This window comes from Flagellimonas amoyensis, assembly GCF_003058265.1.
GTDB lineage: Bacteria > Bacteroidota > Bacteroidia > Flavobacteriales > Flavobacteriaceae > Flagellimonas > Flagellimonas amoyensis.
In genome coordinates this window covers 148,634-166,886 of the sequence record NZ_QBUK01000001.1, presented here as the reverse complement: position 1 = coordinate 166,886, position 18,253 = coordinate 148,634, and the positions used below count along the sequence as shown (strand labels likewise).

Below are 18,253 nucleotides of genomic sequence, written 5' to 3'. Positions count from 1 at the left end.
TTTTGTCCTTTAAAATGGATTGGGAATGACGGATTTTACTGAACAGATCCATCGCATCAAAGAAAAATTGGTTCTTGCCAAAAAGGTGGACAAGCATTTTAGTGCCTTTGGTGCCGCCAGTCACAAGTATGCACTGGACCCTCCTGCCTCCATTGCTGAAGTTGAAGCATTTGAAAAACGGTATGGAATCCGGCTTCCTGAGGGGTATCGCGCTTTTGTCCTTAACATAGGGAACGGGGGAGCATCCTTCCATAATTCCGGTGCCGGACCCTATTATGGCATATACCCTTTGGGCAACTATTTGGATGATCTTATCCTCAAGGACAAGGATGTTGAGCGACATCTTAAAAAGACATGTATGCTATTCCCTGGCTTAAGTGAAAAGCAATGGGACAAACTGACCGACCCTTTGTACAGTGAAGGGATCAGTGATGCTGATTTTGCAGAACTGAACGGCACCCTGTATGGCGGTATCCTGCCCCTTGGCACTCAAGGTTGTTCCTATATCCATGCCCTTGTGCTGAGTGGTCCCTATTGCGGAAGGATCGTCAACATGGCCAGGAGCGAACAAATGGAACCTCGTTTTTCAAGTGGCGAAAATTTTCTGGATTGGTACGAGCAGTGGTTGGACGAGATCATCTCGGGAAACCTGATCAGAAACTCCCCGAGTTGGTTCGGTTATCCCACCAATTGAAAGAGATAGGCCAAGCCTACTCCAAATCCTCCGGGACCTGCACAAACTTTCGGGTGTCGGCCTTGGTCAACGTCTTGAAATCCTTGGATTGTTCCATGGCCTGGAACGCTTCCAAAAATTCAGTGGGGAGACCGATCAATTTTCGTTCCTTCAGATCGATCCAAGCGCCCATCATCTCACAACGCGCAAAGTTCTTGCCCTTGATGTCATAAAAGTTGTGGCGGAACTCAAAGAACATCCCATCTTCGCTCATGCCCACCAGTTCCAAAGAAACTTTCACCGGTCTGCCCGGAAAGGCCTCCTTAAAATAATAGACATGCTCATAAAATACCACTGGGCCGATATTGTGGATGGCCATGCTCACCTGATTGAACCCCAACTGTCCCAAATAAGCCATTCGGGTGTGGCTCATAAAATTGATATAGGCCGAGTTGGCCATGTGCCTATTGGCATCCAGATCGCTCCAACGGATCTCAAATTCCTTAAAAAACATAGTGGGTTATTTTGTTATGCATGCATAATAATTGTAAAAATACCATAGTTTTGAGAACTGACCCTATGGGTCAACAGAATTAATCCTATTTTTAAACATAGTTTAACACCCATCTTATGAGCCAAAAAGCCGAATTCGCCAAAAACCTTTCCCTACCTGTCATTGCAGCTCCCATGTTCTTGATCTCCGGACCCAAATTGGTCATTGAGTGCTGCAAGAACGGCATTGTTGGAACGTTTCCTGCATTGAACCAACGCACCAGTGAGGGTTTTGAGGAATGGCTCATCCAAATCAAGTCGGAACTGGAACAGTTTGAAAAGGAAACGGGCAGAAAGCCTGCTCCCTTCGGGGTCAACCTTGTGGTGCACCCCACCAATCCGCGGTTGGAGGCGGACGTGAAGCTCTGCATGAAGCACAAAGTGCCCTTGGTGATCACCTCTCTGGGTGCCGTGAGCATGGTGGTGGACGCCATTCACAGCTATGGCGGGATGGTGTTCCACGACATCATCAAAAAACGCCATGCGGAAAAGGCTGCCGAGGCAGGTGTGGACGGACTCATCCTCGTATCTGCGGGGGCTGGTGGACACGGCGGCACCATCAACCCGATGAGCCTCATCACAGAGGTCAAAAAATTCTTTGACAAGACCATTATCCTTTCGGGCTGTATCAGTACGGGAAGGGATATCGCGGCTGCCCTGCAAATGGGTGCCGACCTTGCCTATATGGGTACCCGTTTCATCAATACGGAAGAAAGTCAGGCCACTGACGAATACCGAAAAATGATCATTGATGCCGGGGCCAGTGATGTGGTCTATACGGCTTCCATTTCGGGGGTACATGCCAATTTCCTGGCTGCCAGCCTTAAGGCTGCCGGAATCACGGAAGAAGACCTGAAAAAGGACACGAAGATCGATTTTGGGAAAGAGCTGAACACTGAGGCCAAGGCCTGGAAGACCATTTGGTCGGCAGGGCAGGGAGTGACTTCCATTGACAATGTGCTCCCGGTTTCCGAATTGGTACAGACCTTAAAAAATGAATTTAGATCCGCCATTGAGGAACAGGCCAAACTTTTGGCGGTTTTCCCCAAGGATTGACATCAACCTCAAGACCCATGCCCCAAGTTGCATCCAATTATAGTCCTCCACTGTTCTTCAAGAGCGGCCATTTGTCCACCATTTACTCGGGCATTATCCGTTCGGTAAATGGGGTGGTCCAAAAGAGGGAGCGCATTGCACTTTTGGATGGCGATTTTTTGGATCTGGACTGGAGCGAGGCCAATTCCGCGACCCAAAAACTGGTCGTGTTGCTCCACGGTCTGGAAGGGGATGCCCAACGCCCCTATATTACCGGTAGTGCCAAGATCCTGAACCAAAATGGCTATGATACCTGCGCCATAAATTTCAGAAGTTGCAGCGGAGAGCCCAACAAACTTTACCGCTCCTATCATTCCGGGGCCACGGAGGACCTCATCGAACTCATGGACCATATCCTCAACACAAGGGACTATGCCGAAATCTACCTGAAAGGGTTCAGTCTGGGAGGCAACCTCTTGCTGAAATACCTCGGGGAGGGAAATGCGGTTCCAAAGGAAATCAAAGGTGCGGTGGCCGTATCGGTGCCCTGCGACCTCCACAGTTCGTGCAGACAACTGCTCAGCCCGAAGAACATCCTCTATGCCCAACGTTTTAAAAAGAACCTGTTGGACAAACTGCGGCAGAAACAGCTCCTCTTTCCCGACCTCATCTCAGACACCGACATCAAGCGCATCAAAACATTAAAGGATTTTGACGATATCTATACGAGTCGGGCACACCATTTTGCGGATGCCGAGGACTATTATGCCAAATGCAGTTCCCTTCAGTTCTTGCCCAATATCGCTGTGCCGAGCCTCATCATCAACGCCAAAAACGATTCATTCCTAGGGCCCGAATGCTATCCTTTTGCAGAAACGGAAAGGAACCCCCACCTTTTTCTGGAAACCCCCGACCATGGTGGACATGTCGGCTTTTGGGGCAAAAACAACATCACCTATACGGAAAACAGGGCCTTGCATTTCTTTAATTCATGGCCAAAGAAAACGTTGTAGTGGGTTTTATGGCTTTGGAAAACAAAAATCCGCTGAATTTTCGTCCCTAATTGCCTATCTTAGTAGCTCTATTTGCACAAACAAACTTCAATAGAACGTAAACAATGAAAAAAGCAATCCTGTTCTTGGCCTTGGGAGCCTTTATGGCAAGTTGTGGCGGGAAGAAAGAAGAGAAAAAGGACGGTTTTGAAGTAAGCCGTACGAAAACAGAAGAGAAAAAAGCCGAAACCGGCGGGGGAGTTCCCGTGGATTTGGACAATAAAGGTGTGGGGCCCATCAAAAACCTGGATTTCCCAGATGCGATCGACCAAGAGATGGCCGCTCGCGGACAAGCCAAATTTGATGCCGTTTGTGTGGCTTGCCACATGGTGGACCAGCGTATGATAGGACCAGCCATGAAAGGTGTCTATGACAGAAGGAGTCCGGAATGGGTGATGAACATGATCCTGAACCCTGATGGGATGCTCAAGGAAGACCCTATCGCCAAAGCTTTGTTGAAAGAATACAACAACGCCATCATGCTGAACCAGAACCTGACCGAGGAAGAGGCCAGGGACTTGGCGGAATACCTCAGGACACTGTAAAAGTCCCGCCCATAAATTCTTTGAAATGCTGTTGTTTTTAAGTAAAGCAACAGCATTTTGCGTTCTATAAACTAAACAAACATGAGACAATTTCTTTTTTCCTTACTGGGTTGCCTATGCGCGACCGCAACGACCGCACAAGACCTGCAAGGGGCTTGGGAAATGACCCAGACCGATGAGCAGGGGACCGAAGTACAGCATATCGCCATCATAGCCGGGGATCATATCTCCAAGGCCTTTTTTGAGAAGGAGACCGGAAAGTTCATCGGCACCAAAGGTGGGAGCTACAAAGCGGATGGCCAAAGTTTCACCTATCTGTTCGAATATGCCTCATTGGACCCCGAACTGGTGGGCACCCAAAAAAGCGTCCCCTACGAATTTGCAGATGGCAAACTCCATTTGGGCGATGTGGCCTGGACCAAAATCGATGACGGCACACCCGGAGACCTGTCCGGCGCTTGGCTCATATCCGGCAGAAAACAGGATGGTGAGGTCGTAAAACGAAATACCTCGGGCCCACGCAAGACCATGAAAATCTTGTCCGGCACCCGCTTCCAGTGGATTGCCTACAACACGGAGACCAAGGAGTTCATGGGCACGGGCGGGGGAACCTATACCACCGTGGACGGAAAATACACGGAGAACATCGGCTTCTTTTCCCGGGACGATTCCAGGGTGGGTGCCAGTTTGCAATTTGATTACCGCTTGGAAGATGGGGATTGGCACCATTCCGGGCTGAGCAGTAAAGGACAGCCCATATACGAGGTCTGGAGCAAGCGAGCGGAGTAAAAGTCGTTTGAAGGTGCAGAAGCTGTGTTAAATTTTATTTTTTTAGTATTTTTCCTAAACATTAACCATTAATTTCTGTACAAAATGAAAACCTCTATCCTATTGTTTTTCTTTGCCATAGCCCTGGCCGATTCCTGCAGTAATTCCAAATCCGCAGATGAGGAACTCTATGGCTCCACTTGGGAACTGGACTATATCTCTGGACCCAGGATCGCCTTTGAAGGGCTGTTCCCCGAAAAAAAACCACAGATCTCTTTTGACCAGGAATCCTCCAAGGTTTCCGGGACGGATAGCTGCAATGGCTATTCCGCTGACTATGTTTTGGAAGGGAGCTCCATTTCCTTTGGTGAGCCCGGCCCCACGACCATGATGTTCTGTGGTGGCAGCGAACGCCAATTCTTGGAAATGATGAAAAAAATCGACGGTTTTTTCTTTGATGAAGATGGAAAACTCAACCTGCTGATGGGCGAAGTCCCCATGATGCGCTTCAAAAAAGTAGGACCATGAAAAAGAATGTTATGGCCGTCTGTTTCCTAGTGCTCCTTTCCAACTGTGTGGAAATGAAAAAACAAAATAGCGAACAGAAAGAAGCCACCGAAGAACCGACGGACACCATCGACACCGAAGAAAACACAAAGGCCCTTGCCGTAGCGCACGCCGAGAACTATTTCAAGGCTACGGGGACCGAGCCGTTCTGGGGACTGAAGATCTATGGGGACAAGGTGGAACTGAACATGATGGAGGACACCATTGTTGTGCCGCACACGGAACCCATCAGGGTGCAGGATGCGAACATCAAGATGTACCGCATACAGACCGAGGCCACCACCATGGATGTGATCATCTCCCAAAAAGAATGCACCAACGCCATGTCCGGCGAAGTATCGCCCTACTCCGTGACCATTTCCTATAAAAAGACGGGGGACGAAGAAACCCAGGCTTTGGAGGGTTGCGGTTCCTACGTGACCGATTACAGGCTCAATGACATTTGGGTGTTGGAGGAAATGATGTCCCAAAAGGCCTCCAAAGAGGATTTTAACGGGAAGGATGTGCCCTATATGGAAATCTACACCAACGACAACCGCTTTTCGGGCTTTTCGGGCTGCAACCGGATGACCGGTAGCCTGTTCTATGAAAAAGACCTGCTGCGTTTTGCCCAGATTGCCTCCACTCAAATGGCCTGCCCTAAAATGGACAGGGAATCGGAATTTTTGAAGGCCCTGCAAAGCGGCACCACCTACAAAATCGAAAACAACAGGCTCTACCTTTCCAATGGAAGCGAAGAAAATCTGCTCATATTCAAAAAAATAGACTGATCATGAAAAAACTACTTTTTGCGTGCTTCGCCCTCTCCATAGTGGCCAGTTGCAAGACCAAGGAATCCAAAGAGGTGGACAGCGTCCCCCAAGAACCCGTAACCGTGGCCCCGCCCCAGCCTGTTCCTGCTTTGGGGGAAGGTTGCTACACCTATGATGCCAACGGCAACCATATTGTATTGGAAATCACCGAGATCAACAGTGCCGTATTGGGCAACCTGGACTATGCGCTCAAGGAAAAGGATGCCAACAAGGGAACTTTTGCCGGAGTCTTAAAGGACAGTGTGCTCCTCGGCAGTTACACCTTTATGTCCGAAGGCATGGAAAGCACCCGAGAGGTGGCCTTTTTGTTGAAGGGGGGCCAGTTGATCGAAGGGTTTGGTGCACTGGACGAGACCGGCACCGCCTTTCAGGATCCAGCTACCCTCAGTTTTAGTTCGTCCATGCCGTTGTCCAAAACGGATTGTGAACATGACTAAACTGTAATACGAGTTAGAAAAGGATCAAATACATCGATTTTATACCATATTGGGTGTATATGGATGTATTTTACATCTATATAAACAAGTTACCTGCAAGCTGAATGAACAACATCGCTAACTTCATGATTTCGGAATTAAAACCATATGAGCTGTATGGTACAATAACCCAAGAAAACGGAACCAAATTAATTGGAAAAGCACCTCACATTGCGCCAATGGCTTGGTTGCATTCGATTTTTAAAGGTTTAGAAATTAATGACGTGAAAATAACTGAGTCAGAATTGAATACTGAAATCCCAGAGGACTACGCTGAATTTCTGACTTTCTCAAATGGACTTGACCTATTCACTGGGACTTTGAGCCTGTTTGGTAGAAGGACAAGTTTTAATAGAGTTGCAGAAATAAATGCTCGTCAACCTTTCGCTTTAAGTACAGCTAACATATACGAAAAACCATCAAACTCAAATAAAAACTATTTTTTTATTGGTAGTTATAATTGGGATGGTTCGTTAGTGTTTATAAATAAGCTCAATAATAAAGTTCATAGGTGCGACAGAGATGATGCGGAAATTTTGAATTCGTGGACTGATTTGACTGACTTTCTAAAAACAGAAATTGTACGACTGAAAGCATTGCATAACGAAAATGGAACTGAAAAAAATCCTGAAGAAAGTACAATACCGAATTAAAAATGGAATAAAGCCAGCAGGTAACAAAGAACTGAGTTAAAAAACAAGTCTTTTTAAGCCAATCTCGATACATAATTCTCATCGTAAGGTATTCCGGATTTTGCAATGGCAAATGCCTGTTTCAACAGTTTGTTCGATACCGCTATCAATGCCAGTTTCTTGCTTTTTCCCTTGGCCGTTATGCGTTCATACATTTCCCGGCACGCTTTGTTGTGCTTGCAGGCTGAAAAAGCGCATAAGAACAACAGATTTCTCAATTTTCTGTTACCGACCTTACTTATCCTGCTCTTTCCCCTTACGCTGCTGCCCGAACGCCTGGTCGTCGGAGTTATTCCCGCGTAATTACAGAGCTGCCCGGCATTCTCGAACTTGGTAAAGCCATCCGTCAATATGATCAGCAAGGCCACTGTTTTGTCCCCGAGTCCCGGTATGCTCTTCAAGTTCGTTAGCTGCCGTTGCTGCGTTTTCTTGACCAATCCGAGCAATCGTGATTGAAGGCCCTCCAGCTCCCTGTCCAAGCTTTTCAATGAACGGACCAAGGAGGAATACACCGCCCTTGAGGGTATGCCCAGAACCTTTTCACCGTGCAGCTTGTTCTTTACCTGTGTCCGCTGTTTGAGATAGATGTCCATCAGGGCCAACAATTGGAGGCTCTCCGCCTGGTCCTCGCCCTTGCCGTCGTACAGGGGAATATCGTTGACCCTGGCATACTCCGCTATGGCCTTGGCATCGCTCTTGTCCGTCTTGACCTTGGAAAGCTTCATCTGCACAAAACGTTTTACGGACAAAGGGTTCACAACCGATACGGCCATGCCCTGTTCAAAAACGAACTGGGCCAATAGATAATGGTAATAACCAGTGGCCTCCATTACCACCAGACTGTTGGGGTTTAAACACCTGAAATAATCCCTGAATCCCTTCAAGGTGTTCGGGTACTGATGGTGAACACCCTCATGGTCGAAAACATCAAATACATCCTTGCTGATGTCCACTCCGTGGATTTCTTTATCTTTATTCATAGGAAAATGTTTTGGAAAGGACGCTCCACTTAGGCTTCAACAACTTAAAATCGAGATCTAGGTCTCACAGAACTGAACGAATTCTTGAGTGGAAAAGAGAGGGGGTCATCAATGTTGACGGAATCGATACTTCCTATGGCTATATTGACCTTGTTCCTCTCTTTTGTTCTTTCTGATTTATGACTATAATTTAACCAGAATCAAACTTAAGATGGCTATAAGTAATTGCTTGTTCTCGACTACTTCTGAAAATCCTCGCGGATTTTCAGCTTGGTGTGTACTTGCAAAGTTATGTGCTAAACCACGCAACTACTCATAGCCTAGACCGTTACCTACAATTATGAAAAACATTCCATTACTGATTTTAACATTGATTTTAATTGCAAGTTGTAATTCAAAACAAACTTCATCGGAATTGGAAAAGCTGACTGAAAAACTGACCGAAAAAGAAAAGCAGATTTCGGATTTGCAAACACAAATTGAGAATCTAGCGAGCAAACAAACTTCTGATTATTATCGTTTCGTGGAAACTTCGGACTCTGAAATAAATGTTGCGGAAAAATTAAAAAGTGGAGAACGGAAATTAATTGACAAAAAGGATTTTAAAGATACTTTAGACATTTCAGACAATTTTTTCGTTTATAAGCACACATCTGAAATCGCTCAAACGTCTAAATCGGAATTTGAATCAGTTTTGCGTGATTTTGACCAAGTTGAATCGGAATATGGAAATGACTTTTTTGTAAGAGTAATGACCTTTTACAATGGACAAAGTTTACCTCTAGAAACCGAAAATTCAAAAACCGACATCCATATTTTAATTCAACCAACTGAATTAGGTTATGAAAATAAGACATTCGTGATTTCGGACTTTTATGATGTAGATTTAAAATCGCTTGAAAAAAAAGAAAATAATGTTGAACTAACTTTTGAACACGGAAAATTTCCGAGAAAAAAAGAATTGATAATAATAAAACCCGAATTAGTGAAGTTCGGAAAAAAATAACTGTAGGTAACAATGTATAACCGCAATTACGGCGGATTCGACTACCCTTCGACTGCGCTCGGGGCAGGCTAGAATCCACTCGGAATTACTGACGTCTGTACTAAACCGAATATTAACGCATTTTAACCCGTAACCGACGCTTATACGAGACCGTTGTTCATCATATTAAAAGACCGTGAATTTTATCAAAAGTCTGTTCCAAAAATCTAAAAAAGGTGCATTTTTTAATTCAAGCGATTACGAAATGAGAAACTTCTTTTGCGGAATTGGCGAATCGGAAATCAAGGCAAATGAAATCATAATCACCAAATATCCATTCAAACCCTCAATTGCTTACCCCAGCAAAACAATTGGTGCCGATGAAATCCATTTTATCCATGCCAAACACGGCCTTTGTAGATTATATGTTCAAAACGACATCATTTTTATCTCACAAGAACTTAAAGATGAGCTGATCGAATTTGCGAATACGAACCGTATTGACCTCATCGAGCATAGCTGGAATTGGGATTGGATTTTAGAACCGTATGTTGACACCGAATTCACCGATGAAACGGAAAAACGGATGAGCAAATGTCTGAGCGAAGTTGGAATTGACGAACTCGAAACTCAAAAAATACGAAATGAAGTTTCGACACAGATGTACAAATATAATTTCGATACCTTGCTTTGGGATTGGTGCAGTTTAGGCTTGCACGATGTGTTATGCGCAATGCGTGTAAAGTATGATGAAAAGGAATTTGCGGACTTTTATAAACGCGCCATCGAAATTGATAAACGTGGAAAAAACACCTTGCGCAACAATGGCTAGAAGCAATGGTGCCAATCTACCTTAACTAAATTCCCTACTTTTAATAAAAGGAATGGTTTCGTCCTACCAATCCTCAACGGCACGAAACCATAACCAAAACTGTTGCCAACCCTATGAAAATCAACCTTATCCGCAAACCTTTTTTGGCCATTCTGTTTTTGGTGATAGGGGTCTGTCCGATGCAATCACAAACTGGGGAACAAATTGTCCTCGGCACAAAACACACCCTTAGGTCCACCATTTTGGAGGAAGACAGGGACTATTGGATCAGCCTTCCCGAGTCCTATCATGATAAAGGACCGTCCTATAAAAGGTATCCCGTGCTCATCGTACTCGATGGAAATGTGCACTTCAAGCCCATAGCGGGAATGGTAAACTACATGAGCGCTGACACTTACCGAAACCAAAAAATCCCGGAGATGATCGTGGTCGCCATCCAAAATGTGGATCGGAGAAGGGACTATACCCCGGACAAAATCATTACCACAAGGGCGAACACTTCCGGCGGAGGGGACCGCTTTCTTCAATTTTTGGAAGACGAACTTTTGCCAGACTTGGACCAGAAGTATAGAACAGTGCCCTATCGAATCCTTTTTGGACATTCGTTAGGGGGTCTCTTGGCCGCCCATGCCTATATGAAAGAAAAAACACTTTTCAATGCATTCATTGCGGTCGACCCGAGTTTTGGAACTTGGGATTCAGAAACCATGGACCATAAACTGGATGCAATGACCGATGCATCCTTTAAAAGGTTCCTTTACATGGCCACCGCAAATTGGGGAAAAAGAAATATCCGGAACCGGGATCGCCATGTGAGGTTCTATGAAGCACTGAACAGCAAATACAGCGGTACGCTGCCCGCCCAATTGGAATACTTCGAGCATGAAAACCATAGCTCGGTCCCCATCATTGCCTTTCACAACGGAATCTCGGCAATTTTTGAAGGCTACGGAGTTTCCTATCGGGACATCGTTGCCAAAGAGCAGCTCATCAGGCATTTTCAGGAACTTTCGGAGCGGCTCTCCTGGGATTTTCCGCCCCCTGAACACCTAGTGAACCAATTGGGTTATGCCCTACTGCAAAGCAGAAATGCGGAGGACAGACCGAAAGCATTGGAGTTTTTCCTGTTGAATGTGGAAAACTTCCCCAAGTCGCCCAATGCATACGATAGCTTGGCAGAAGCCTATGAGACGTTGGGAAACACCCAAAAAGCAATCGAAAACTATACAAAGGTCCTTGGGCTGGACCCGGACAATGCCAACGCTTCACTAAAAATAAAGGAGTTGAACAAGAGCGAATGAACACAATCATCCACATGGAATCCAATCCATTTAGCCATATCTTTAAATCAATTTCCCTGTTGAACGAGATCCTTCACGAAACTATCGGCAATAATCAACCTCAACTTCCTTTATGAAAGAAATATATGAGCCAAAATTTGTTGAAAAACTATTTGACAACATGAGTCGCTCTTATTCAAAAATGAACTATTTGACTTCGTTTGGATTCAGCGAAAGATGGAGAAGACAATGTGTTGAGGAAATTCAAATCGAGAAAGGCAAAACAGTAGTTGATCTAATGACCGGAATGGGTGAATGTTGGAAACATATATTGAAATCGTCCGACAAAAACTCAAAGCTGATAGGGCTAGATTTCTCTTCTGAGATGGTCAATCGTGCCCAAAAAAACAAATTAAGGTTTAGAGATTCTAAAATTCAGGTTCTGAAGGAAAATGTCTTTGAGAACTCAATCCCAGAAGAAACAGCAGATTATATCATTTCTGGTTTTGGACTTAAGACTTTTAATGATGAACAGCTTGACAAATTGGCTCTGGAAATTAAACGGATATTGAAAGTCAATGGAAAATTCTCACTAATCGATGTGTCCGTTCCCAAAAACAAACTCTTAAAACCATTTTATATGTTTTACCTAAAAAGGATTGTTCCCATTTTGGGTAAGCTATTTCTTGGAAGCCCAGAAACTTATAAAATGTTGGGCGTTTATACCGAAGAATTCCAGAACTCAAAAAACGTATTTCGAATTTTTTCCAAGCAAGAGTTTAAAATTCAATATGTTGAATATTTCTATGGTTGCGCCACAGGAATTAAAGGGGTAAGAATAAAATAGTTGAACATGATGAATTGCTAACGTACTTCCAAAAAACCCCATTCTGCCATACCTTTACGGCCTATGAAAAAGACTTTTCTACCTCCCATTTCCCTTTTTTTTCTTTTGCTATCCGCAGTAACACTTCAAGCACAAAACATGGAACTCCCCTATAAAGAGATACCCGCCCATCCCGAAGCATATACTTCGGGAAACTTAGTGGCCCGAATGATTGACGGTCTAGGGTACCGGTTCTACTGGGCCACTGAGGGCCTAACGGAAAAAGACCTCACTTACCAACCTTCCGAAGACGGCAGGAGCATTTTGGAAACCATAGCGCATATCAATACCATGTCCAACAACATATTGTTGGCCCCAGATGCACAACCTTTTGAAAAGTCCCTCTACCCAACCCCTACTTCGTATGAGGAATTGCGGGCCAAGACCCTTCAAAATTTGAAAGCGGCCAGTGGTAAAGTCTTGGGAAAAAGTGCCGAGGAGATGGAAAAATTCAAGGTGATCTTTAAAAGCGGGGAGCAAGCATCGGAATTTGCCTTTTGGAACCTCATCAATGGTATGATCTCGGATTGCATCTACCACACCGGACAGATCACGCTCATGCGAAGGGCGAGTGGCAATCCGCAAAACCCCAACGTAAACCCGTTTTTGGGGCAGACCAAAGAGTAGCCTATTAGTCGACCACAACCTTATAGGTTGGATCTTCCAAAACGTTCACCTCGATAATGTCATCGGCATTGGCCAAAAGACGTTGGCAGTCTTGGCTCAAATGTTTCAAGTGAAGTTTTTTGCCCACTTTACGGTAGCGTTCCGTAATCTTGTTCACAGCTTCAATGGCGGACATATCCACCAATCGGCTTTCCTTAAAGTCGATGATGACCTCTTCGGGATCGTTCAGCACATCAAACTTTTCTGCAAAAAGTGTGGTGCTCCCAAAGAAGAGTGGACCGTAGATCTCGTAATGTTTTACACCTTCCTCATCCACATACTTTCTTGCCCTGATCCGCTTTGCATTGTCCCAAGCGAACACCAAGGCAGAAATGATCACCCCTACCAAAACGGCCAAGGCCAAATTGTGCAGGAACACGGTCACCAAGGTCACGAGTACCATCACCAATACATCCGATTTGGGCATACGGCGGAAGGTTTTTAAACTGGCCCACTCAAAGGTGCCCAATGCCACCATGATCATCAACCCGGTGAGGGCAGCCATGGGGACTTTTTCTATCAAACTGGAACCGAACATGATGAACACCAAGAGCATCAAGGCCGCAAAAATCCCTGAAAGTCTGGCCCTTGCCCCATTGGAAGTATTGATCAAACTTTGCCCGATCATGGCACAACCGCCCATCCCAGAGAAAAATCCGGATAAGATATTGGCCGTTCCTTGGGCCACGGCTTCCTTGTTGCCCCTACCTCGCGTTTCGGTAATTTCATCCACAATATTAAGCGTTAGCAAACTCTCGATCAAGCCAACCCCGGCCACTATTGCCGCAAAGGGAAAAATGATCTGCAACGTCTCCCAAGTAAAAGGAAGATCGGGAATATGAAATGGGGGGAATGTTCCTTGAATGGAGGCGATATCACCAATGGTTCGAGTGTCCAATCCCATAAAAAAAACAATTCCGAACACCACCAAAATAGCAGCCAAGGATGCGGGAAGCACTTTCGTCAATTTGGGCAATCCCCAAATGATCAACATCGTCAACAACACCAATCCCAGAAAAATGAACAATGTGCTACCGGTCAACCAATCCCCTTCCGGAGTTTTGAACTGTGTCAGCTGCGACATAAAAATGATGATGGCGAGGCCGTTCACAAATCCAAAAATTACGGGATGAGGTACCAAACGCATCAATTTACCCAACCGAAGAATGCCTGCCAATAGCTGCAAAACACCCGCCAGAACCACCGTGGCAAACACATATTCCACACCGTATTGCTGGGCCAAGTTTACGATCACTACCGCAACGGCTCCTGTGGCCCCAGAGATCATTCCCGGTCTTCCGCCCAAAATGGAGGTCACCAATCCCATCACAAAGGCGGCATACAATCCGGTCAATGGGGACAGACCTGCAATGAAGGCAAAAGCAATGGCTTCGGGCACGAGTGCCAAGGCTACGGTAAGGCCCGATAAGATCTCAGTTCGGTAGTTTACCTTTTGGGAAAAATCAAAAAGGTTGAGGTATTTTTTCATCTTTCGATTTTTAAGGGGGCAAAAGTACCACTTATTATGGGTTTGTCCCCATCCTGAAAAAGAATTGGGAATATGGCAATCACATGCTAAATCGTTGAAAATCTGTCAGTGTTTCGCCCAAATGGCCATAATAGATGGCAAAGGGCTGCCATCAAAAAAAAACCGCCCCGGACTTTATTGCCCAAGGCGGTTCTTAACTAAATAACCAACCAAAAAAACTATCAGTACAGTCGAACATTTCTGTTCTTCCTTACATATTTCGTTGTCGGGTCACGTTCATGGTCGGGTTGGTCACCTTGGAACGTTTTTTACCCGTATCTCCAGATTTCAAAAACTGCTTGTATCCTCTTCCTGTAAACTCATAGACCGTTCCGCTGGACACATGGTACAACTCTATTGTACTGTCATTGATAACGTACAATTCAAAATAATCATTGCCCAAGAAATCATAACCCAGTGTTAAAGTTTTCAAGGAGGCATCATTGGCCACATCATATACCTCATAATCACCTTCATAATCCCATTGAATGTTGGAAAACGGTATGCCCTGGCCATCAATAGAAGACCTGAAATAGCCACCGCCATCAGAAAAGAACTGAAGGTAATTTTCCTCATCAAAATCGTTCAGGGCCCCATACTCACTGGTATAGGTCTTTTCCCAAACCTGATATTCCTGCAGGAAATAGTGGATGTTGTCATAAAAGACCATATCATAATCGAAGGAACTCCTGTAATATCCCCTCAACACATAGGAGGTGTTGGAGCTGGGGTCGTAAAGTTCCAACGTATTGTTGTTGACGGCATATACCTCCAAAAGCCAAAGACCGTCCACATCGTGGTCCACTTCCACCGCTCCGCTATAGGTACCATAGGTGCCCACATCCACTCCCAATCCGTTGCCCGTTTTACCGATTCCCACCAAATTGTTGTTGGCATACACCACGCCACGGTCAAAAGATATGGTGAACGCACGTTGCAGAAACGGCACTTCGCCATTTCCCTGCGTTGCGTTGATATCCACATACCAGATATCGTAGTTTTCCAATACCAAGGCGGTGTTGATGGGCGATTCCTCAATGAAATCATCCTCCACGATAACCTCGGTGTAGCAAGAACTGGCCAAAAGGCCGATCATCAAAATTCCCAAGAGTAGTTTTCCATTTTTCATAATCGAGGATTTTAAGGTTCATTGATGGCAGACCAATCTCTATGCCAAATTTTTTAAACATTTGATAATCAGTGTTTAATAAACTGTTGATTTTATTATTCGGTTTTACGGCGTAATTTTGGCACATGGAAGAAAAATTGAGATTTGGAGTTTTTGGAGGGGGAAGCTGGGGAACCGCCATTGTGAAGATGTTGTTGGAAAATTTGGACAGTGTCGGGTGGTACATGCGGAGTGATTCGGCCATACGCTATATCAAAAAAGAGGGGCACAACCCCAACTATTTGGGCTCTGTTGAATTTGAGGTGGAACAATTGCACCTCAGCCACGACATCAATGAAATTGTGGAAGCTTCGGATGTGCTCATATTTGCCATTCCCTCTGCTTTTTTGGAGAGCGAGCTCAGCAAACTGACCCTCTCCTTGAAGGACAAGATCGTTTTTTCGGCCATCAAGGGCATTGTCCCTGAGACCGGACTCATCGTAGGGGAACATTTCCATGAACATTATGGCATTCCGTTCGAGAACATTGGTGTACTGACGGGGCCCTGCCATGCAGAAGAGGTTGCCCTGGAGCGCCTTTCCTACCTCACCATTGCCTGTGCGGATGCCAAAAAGGCGAAAATGGTGGCCGATCATGTAAAAAGCGAATACATCCGCACCAAGATCTCGGACGACATCATCGGCACGGAATATGCGGCCATGCTGAAGAACATCTATGCCATTGCCGCAGGGATTGCGCATGGTTTGGGATATGGCGACAATTTTCAGAGTGTGCTCATGAGCAATGCCATCCGGGAGATGAAACGGTTCATTGACCGGGTGTACAAAATGAAACGCAACATCAACGCTTCGGCCTATTTGGGTGATCTATTGGTCACAGGGTATTCGACCTTCAGTAGGAACCGAATGTTCGGCAACATGATCGGCAAGGGCTATACCGTAAAAAGTGCCATGATGGAAATGAACATGGTGGCCGAAGGATATTACGCTACCAAAAGTGCCCATTTGTTGATGGAAAAACGGGAAAAGAAATCCAAAACGCCCATCATCAATGCGGTGTACCAAATCCTGTACAAAAACAAAGATCCCAAAAAGGTTTTTGAAAAACTTACCGAGAAACTGGATTAATCTCTATCCAACGAAAAATTGGAATGGTTTTCCAACTCTTGTTCCAGTTCCTTTTGAAAAGCATCCACTTCCTCAGCGGAATGGCCGAATGCCTTTTGGAACTCTTCCAAAACAGGAGCCATATGATTACGGACACTGTCAATATCAAAATACAGCCGTCCCGTCCTTCGGATAAAAAAGTCCATTGGGGTCAACGCCATTTCGTTCGCTATGGTGAACTGGGCCTCGGCACGGAGCATTCTTTCCAAGGAATCCCCAGATTTGGTCTGGGCATATAGCTCCAAGATGGTCTCGGTCTGTTTGCCATAAGTGGTCACCAAATACCATGCATCGTACTCGGAAAAACCGCTGTCGTGCAGTCGGTCAAAGACCGTGGCAATGTATTTTTTGACGTGTTTGAATTTCTTGAAATCGTTTCCACAAAGTGGGATCTTATCCGTAGCGCAAGGTTTTAGGTGGATGTCATGGTCTTCCTCCATGGTTCTGGCAATGCGGTTCACTACCCGCTCCGCCATTTTTCTGTACCCCGTGAGCTTGCCCCCGGCAATGCTGACCAATCCCGTGTCCGAAGTAAAGATCTCGTCCTTTCGGGAAAGTTCCGATGCCGATTTTCCCTCTTCATGGATCAAGGGACGCAACCCGGCCCATGAGGAGATGATATCCGACAGTTCCAGATGGATGTCCGGGAACATGTGGTTCACTGCCGAAATCAGATAGATGGCATCGGCAATGTCCGTGGTGACATGGTCCTTGTCTGCATTGAAATTGGTGTCGGTGGTGCCTATGTAAGTGACCTTTCCGCGGGGAATGGCAAACATCATCCTCCCATCCGGAATATCAAAATACACCGACTGCTGCACCGGCAACTTTTCCCTTGGGAACACCAGATGTACGCCCTTTGTCAGATGCAGGCGTTTTCCCTTTTTCGATTGGTTCACGCTGCGAAGTTCATCTACCCAAGGCCCTGCGGCATTGATGACATATTTGGAGGAGATATGATATTCGTCCCCATATACCTCGTCACGGAATGTGACTCCGGCCACGCATTCATTTTCATACACAAAATCGATGACCTTGGCATAGTTAACCGCATTTGCCCCAAACTGTAGGCTGGTCTTTATGTTTTCCAGGGTAAGTCGGGCATCATCGGTACGGTATTCGGCATAATAGCCCGCTCCGTTCAATATCTTTTTGGGCAAAAGGGGCTCCAGTTTCAAGGCCTCCTTCTTTTCCAACATCTGCCTTTTGTCATCCCCTTCCACTTGGGCAAGGATGTCGTACACTTTTAGCCCGATGGAGGTCAACCATTTTCCGTAGGACCCCCCCTCGATCAAGGGGAGCAGCATTTTCTCGGGAATCACCAAGTGGGGTGCCAATTTGTGCACAATGGCCCTTTCAGAACCTACTTCTTTCACCAGCCAAAAATCGAACTGCTTCAAATAGCGGAGCCCACCATGGATGAGTTTGGTGGATTTGCTGCTGGTGCCCGATGCAAAATCGCCCTTTTCCAGCAATAGCACTTTCAACCCACGGGCAGATGCATCCAAGGCAATCCCCGCACCCGTAATGCCCCCACCAATTACCACAAGGTCGTAAGCCTCCTGTGCCAAGGTTTGAAATCTGTTTTTTCGGTCTGTGTTTGAAAAAGCAATAATCTCGCCCATAGTG

At 45.6% G+C, this 18,253-nt stretch carries 20 protein-coding genes; 15 read left to right on the top strand and 5 right to left on the bottom strand.

Annotated features, from left to right (window positions below):
* Positions 1 to 25 precede the first annotated feature (25 nt).
* On the top strand, positions 26 to 694 hold the full coding sequence (locus DB398_RS00685; protein ID WP_108422478.1) for an SMI1/KNR4 family protein: 669 nt from the start codon (positions 26 to 28) through the stop codon (positions 692 to 694).
* Positions 695 to 710: 16 nt separating this feature from the next.
* Here the strand turns inward: DB398_RS00685 and DB398_RS00680 are convergent, their stop codons facing one another.
* Positions 711 to 1,187, bottom strand: a complete 477-nt coding sequence (locus DB398_RS00680) for an acyl-CoA thioesterase (RefSeq protein ID WP_108422477.1) — start codon at positions 1,185 to 1,187, stop codon at positions 711 to 713.
* A gap of 116 nt (positions 1,188 to 1,303) precedes the next feature.
* Between DB398_RS00680 and DB398_RS00675 the strand changes: the two genes are divergently transcribed.
* The 8 genes from DB398_RS00675 (at position 1,304) to DB398_RS00640 (ending at position 7,133) form a co-directional block, all read left to right on the top strand.
* Positions 1,304 to 2,281: an NAD(P)H-dependent flavin oxidoreductase gene (locus DB398_RS00675; protein ID WP_108422476.1), complete on the top strand. Its 978-nt coding sequence runs from the start codon at positions 1,304 to 1,306 to the stop codon at positions 2,279 to 2,281.
* Between the two features lie 17 nt (positions 2,282 to 2,298).
* On the top strand, positions 2,299 to 3,273 hold the full coding sequence (locus DB398_RS00670; protein ID WP_108422475.1) for a YheT family hydrolase: 975 nt from the start codon (positions 2,299 to 2,301) through the stop codon (positions 3,271 to 3,273).
* Between the two features lie 104 nt (positions 3,274 to 3,377).
* Complete coding sequence (locus DB398_RS00665; protein ID WP_108422474.1) at positions 3,378 to 3,857, top strand: c-type cytochrome; 480 nt, start codon at positions 3,378 to 3,380, stop codon at positions 3,855 to 3,857.
* Between the two features lie 81 nt (positions 3,858 to 3,938).
* On the top strand, positions 3,939 to 4,646 hold the full coding sequence (locus tag DB398_RS00660; protein ID WP_108422473.1) for a membrane or secreted protein: 708 nt from the start codon (positions 3,939 to 3,941) through the stop codon (positions 4,644 to 4,646).
* An 84-nt stretch (positions 4,647 to 4,730) separates the two neighbouring features.
* A complete protein-coding gene (locus tag DB398_RS00655) occupies positions 4,731 to 5,153 on the top strand; it encodes an META domain-containing protein (protein WP_108422472.1) in 423 nt (140 codons plus the stop codon).
* The gene (locus tag DB398_RS00650) at positions 5,150 to 5,962 is read left to right on the top strand and encodes an META domain-containing protein (RefSeq protein WP_108422471.1); all 813 of its coding nucleotides are present in this window, start codon (positions 5,150 to 5,152) and stop codon (positions 5,960 to 5,962) included. Before DB398_RS00655 ends, DB398_RS00650 begins: the two co-directional genes overlap by 4 nt.
* 2 nt (positions 5,963 to 5,964) lie before the next feature.
* The gene (locus DB398_RS00645) at positions 5,965 to 6,441 is read left to right on the top strand and encodes a hypothetical protein (RefSeq protein WP_108422470.1); all 477 of its coding nucleotides are present in this window, start codon (positions 5,965 to 5,967) and stop codon (positions 6,439 to 6,441) included.
* Positions 6,442 to 6,545: 104 nt separating this feature from the next.
* Complete coding sequence (locus tag DB398_RS00640; protein WP_108422469.1) at positions 6,546 to 7,133, top strand: SMI1/KNR4 family protein; 588 nt, start codon at positions 6,546 to 6,548, stop codon at positions 7,131 to 7,133.
* A gap of 53 nt (positions 7,134 to 7,186) precedes the next feature.
* Here DB398_RS00640 and DB398_RS00635 read toward each other — a convergent pair whose 3' ends face one another.
* The gene (locus DB398_RS00635) at positions 7,187 to 8,152 is read right to left on the bottom strand and encodes an IS110 family RNA-guided transposase (protein WP_108422468.1); all 966 of its coding nucleotides are present in this window, start codon (positions 8,150 to 8,152) and stop codon (positions 7,187 to 7,189) included.
* A gap of 340 nt (positions 8,153 to 8,492) precedes the next feature.
* Between DB398_RS00635 and DB398_RS00630 the strand changes: the two genes are divergently transcribed.
* From DB398_RS00630 to DB398_RS00610, 5 genes are all read left to right on the top strand, one after another.
* Positions 8,493 to 9,158 (top strand): hypothetical protein, encoded by a 666-nt coding sequence (locus tag DB398_RS00630; protein WP_159076276.1) that lies wholly within the window; start codon positions 8,493 to 8,495, stop codon positions 9,156 to 9,158.
* Positions 9,159 to 9,333: 175 nt separating this feature from the next.
* On the top strand, positions 9,334 to 9,969 hold the full coding sequence (locus tag DB398_RS00625) for a hypothetical protein (RefSeq protein WP_159076275.1): 636 nt from the start codon (positions 9,334 to 9,336) through the stop codon (positions 9,967 to 9,969).
* Positions 9,970 to 10,082: 113 nt separating this feature from the next.
* Complete coding sequence (locus DB398_RS00620) at positions 10,083 to 11,270, top strand: alpha/beta hydrolase-fold protein (protein WP_234415971.1); 1,188 nt, start codon at positions 10,083 to 10,085, stop codon at positions 11,268 to 11,270.
* A gap of 112 nt (positions 11,271 to 11,382) precedes the next feature.
* Positions 11,383 to 12,096 carry a class I SAM-dependent methyltransferase gene (locus tag DB398_RS00615; protein WP_108422465.1) on the top strand — a complete coding sequence of 238 codons (714 nt, stop codon included), beginning with the start codon at positions 11,383 to 11,385 and terminating at the stop codon, positions 12,094 to 12,096.
* Between the two features lie 63 nt (positions 12,097 to 12,159).
* The gene (locus DB398_RS00610) at positions 12,160 to 12,762 is read left to right on the top strand and encodes a DinB family protein (protein ID WP_108422464.1); all 603 of its coding nucleotides are present in this window, start codon (positions 12,160 to 12,162) and stop codon (positions 12,760 to 12,762) included.
* Between the two features lie 4 nt (positions 12,763 to 12,766).
* On the opposite strand, the gene DB398_RS00605 is transcribed toward DB398_RS00610, so the two are convergent.
* Positions 12,767 to 14,290 carry a SulP family inorganic anion transporter gene (locus tag DB398_RS00605; protein WP_108422463.1) on the bottom strand — a complete coding sequence of 508 codons (1,524 nt, stop codon included), beginning with the start codon at positions 14,288 to 14,290 and terminating at the stop codon, positions 12,767 to 12,769.
* Between the two features lie 250 nt (positions 14,291 to 14,540).
* A complete protein-coding gene (locus tag DB398_RS00600) occupies positions 14,541 to 15,458 on the bottom strand; it encodes a nicotinic acid mononucleotide adenyltransferase (protein ID WP_108422462.1) in 918 nt (305 codons plus the stop codon).
* Positions 15,459 to 15,583: 125 nt separating this feature from the next.
* On the opposite strand from DB398_RS00600, the gene DB398_RS00595 reads away from it, so the two are divergent.
* Entirely contained in the window at positions 15,584 to 16,585 is a 1,002-nt protein-coding gene (locus DB398_RS00595) for an NAD(P)H-dependent glycerol-3-phosphate dehydrogenase (RefSeq protein ID WP_108422461.1), read from the top strand.
* Here the strand turns inward: DB398_RS00595 and DB398_RS00590 are convergent.
* Entirely contained in the window at positions 16,582 to 18,249 is a 1,668-nt protein-coding gene (locus tag DB398_RS00590; protein ID WP_108422460.1) for a glycerol-3-phosphate dehydrogenase/oxidase, read from the bottom strand. The genes DB398_RS00595 and DB398_RS00590 overlap by 4 nt on opposite strands.
* Positions 18,250 to 18,253: the final 4 nt, after the last annotated feature.

Excerpts from the sequence above, each read along its gene's own strand:
- DB398_RS00685 (WP_108422478.1), top strand. The coding sequence starts at position 26 with ATGACGGATTTTACTGAACAGATCCATCGCATCAAAGAAAAATTGGTT.
- DB398_RS00680 (WP_108422477.1), bottom strand. The coding sequence starts at position 1,187 with ATGTTTTTTAAGGAATTTGAGATCCGTTGGAGCGATCTGGATGCCAAT.
- DB398_RS00675 (WP_108422476.1), top strand. The coding sequence starts at position 1,304 with ATGAGCCAAAAAGCCGAATTCGCCAAAAACCTTTCCCTACCTGTCATT.
- DB398_RS00670 (WP_108422475.1), top strand. The coding sequence starts at position 2,299 with ATGCCCCAAGTTGCATCCAATTATAGTCCTCCACTGTTCTTCAAGAGC.
- DB398_RS00665 (WP_108422474.1), top strand. The coding sequence starts at position 3,378 with ATGAAAAAAGCAATCCTGTTCTTGGCCTTGGGAGCCTTTATGGCAAGT.
- DB398_RS00660 (WP_108422473.1), top strand. The coding sequence starts at position 3,939 with ATGAGACAATTTCTTTTTTCCTTACTGGGTTGCCTATGCGCGACCGCA.
- DB398_RS00655 (WP_108422472.1), top strand. The coding sequence starts at position 4,731 with ATGAAAACCTCTATCCTATTGTTTTTCTTTGCCATAGCCCTGGCCGAT.
- DB398_RS00650 (WP_108422471.1), top strand. The coding sequence starts at position 5,150 with ATGAAAAAGAATGTTATGGCCGTCTGTTTCCTAGTGCTCCTTTCCAAC.
- DB398_RS00645 (WP_108422470.1), top strand. The coding sequence starts at position 5,965 with ATGAAAAAACTACTTTTTGCGTGCTTCGCCCTCTCCATAGTGGCCAGT.
- DB398_RS00640 (WP_108422469.1), top strand. The coding sequence starts at position 6,546 with ATGAACAACATCGCTAACTTCATGATTTCGGAATTAAAACCATATGAG.
- DB398_RS00635 (WP_108422468.1), bottom strand. The coding sequence starts at position 8,152 with ATGAATAAAGATAAAGAAATCCACGGAGTGGACATCAGCAAGGATGTA.
- DB398_RS00630 (WP_159076276.1), top strand. The coding sequence starts at position 8,493 with ATGAAAAACATTCCATTACTGATTTTAACATTGATTTTAATTGCAAGT.
- DB398_RS00620 (WP_234415971.1), top strand. The coding sequence starts at position 10,083 with ATGAAAATCAACCTTATCCGCAAACCTTTTTTGGCCATTCTGTTTTTG.
- DB398_RS00615 (WP_108422465.1), top strand. The coding sequence starts at position 11,383 with ATGAAAGAAATATATGAGCCAAAATTTGTTGAAAAACTATTTGACAAC.
- DB398_RS00610 (WP_108422464.1), top strand. The coding sequence starts at position 12,160 with ATGAAAAAGACTTTTCTACCTCCCATTTCCCTTTTTTTTCTTTTGCTA.
- DB398_RS00605 (WP_108422463.1), bottom strand. The coding sequence starts at position 14,290 with ATGAAAAAATACCTCAACCTTTTTGATTTTTCCCAAAAGGTAAACTAC.
- DB398_RS00600 (WP_108422462.1), bottom strand. The coding sequence starts at position 15,458 with ATGAAAAATGGAAAACTACTCTTGGGAATTTTGATGATCGGCCTTTTG.
- DB398_RS00595 (WP_108422461.1), top strand. The coding sequence starts at position 15,584 with ATGGAAGAAAAATTGAGATTTGGAGTTTTTGGAGGGGGAAGCTGGGGA.
- DB398_RS00590 (WP_108422460.1), bottom strand. The coding sequence starts at position 18,249 with ATGGGCGAGATTATTGCTTTTTCAAACACAGACCGAAAAAACAGATTT.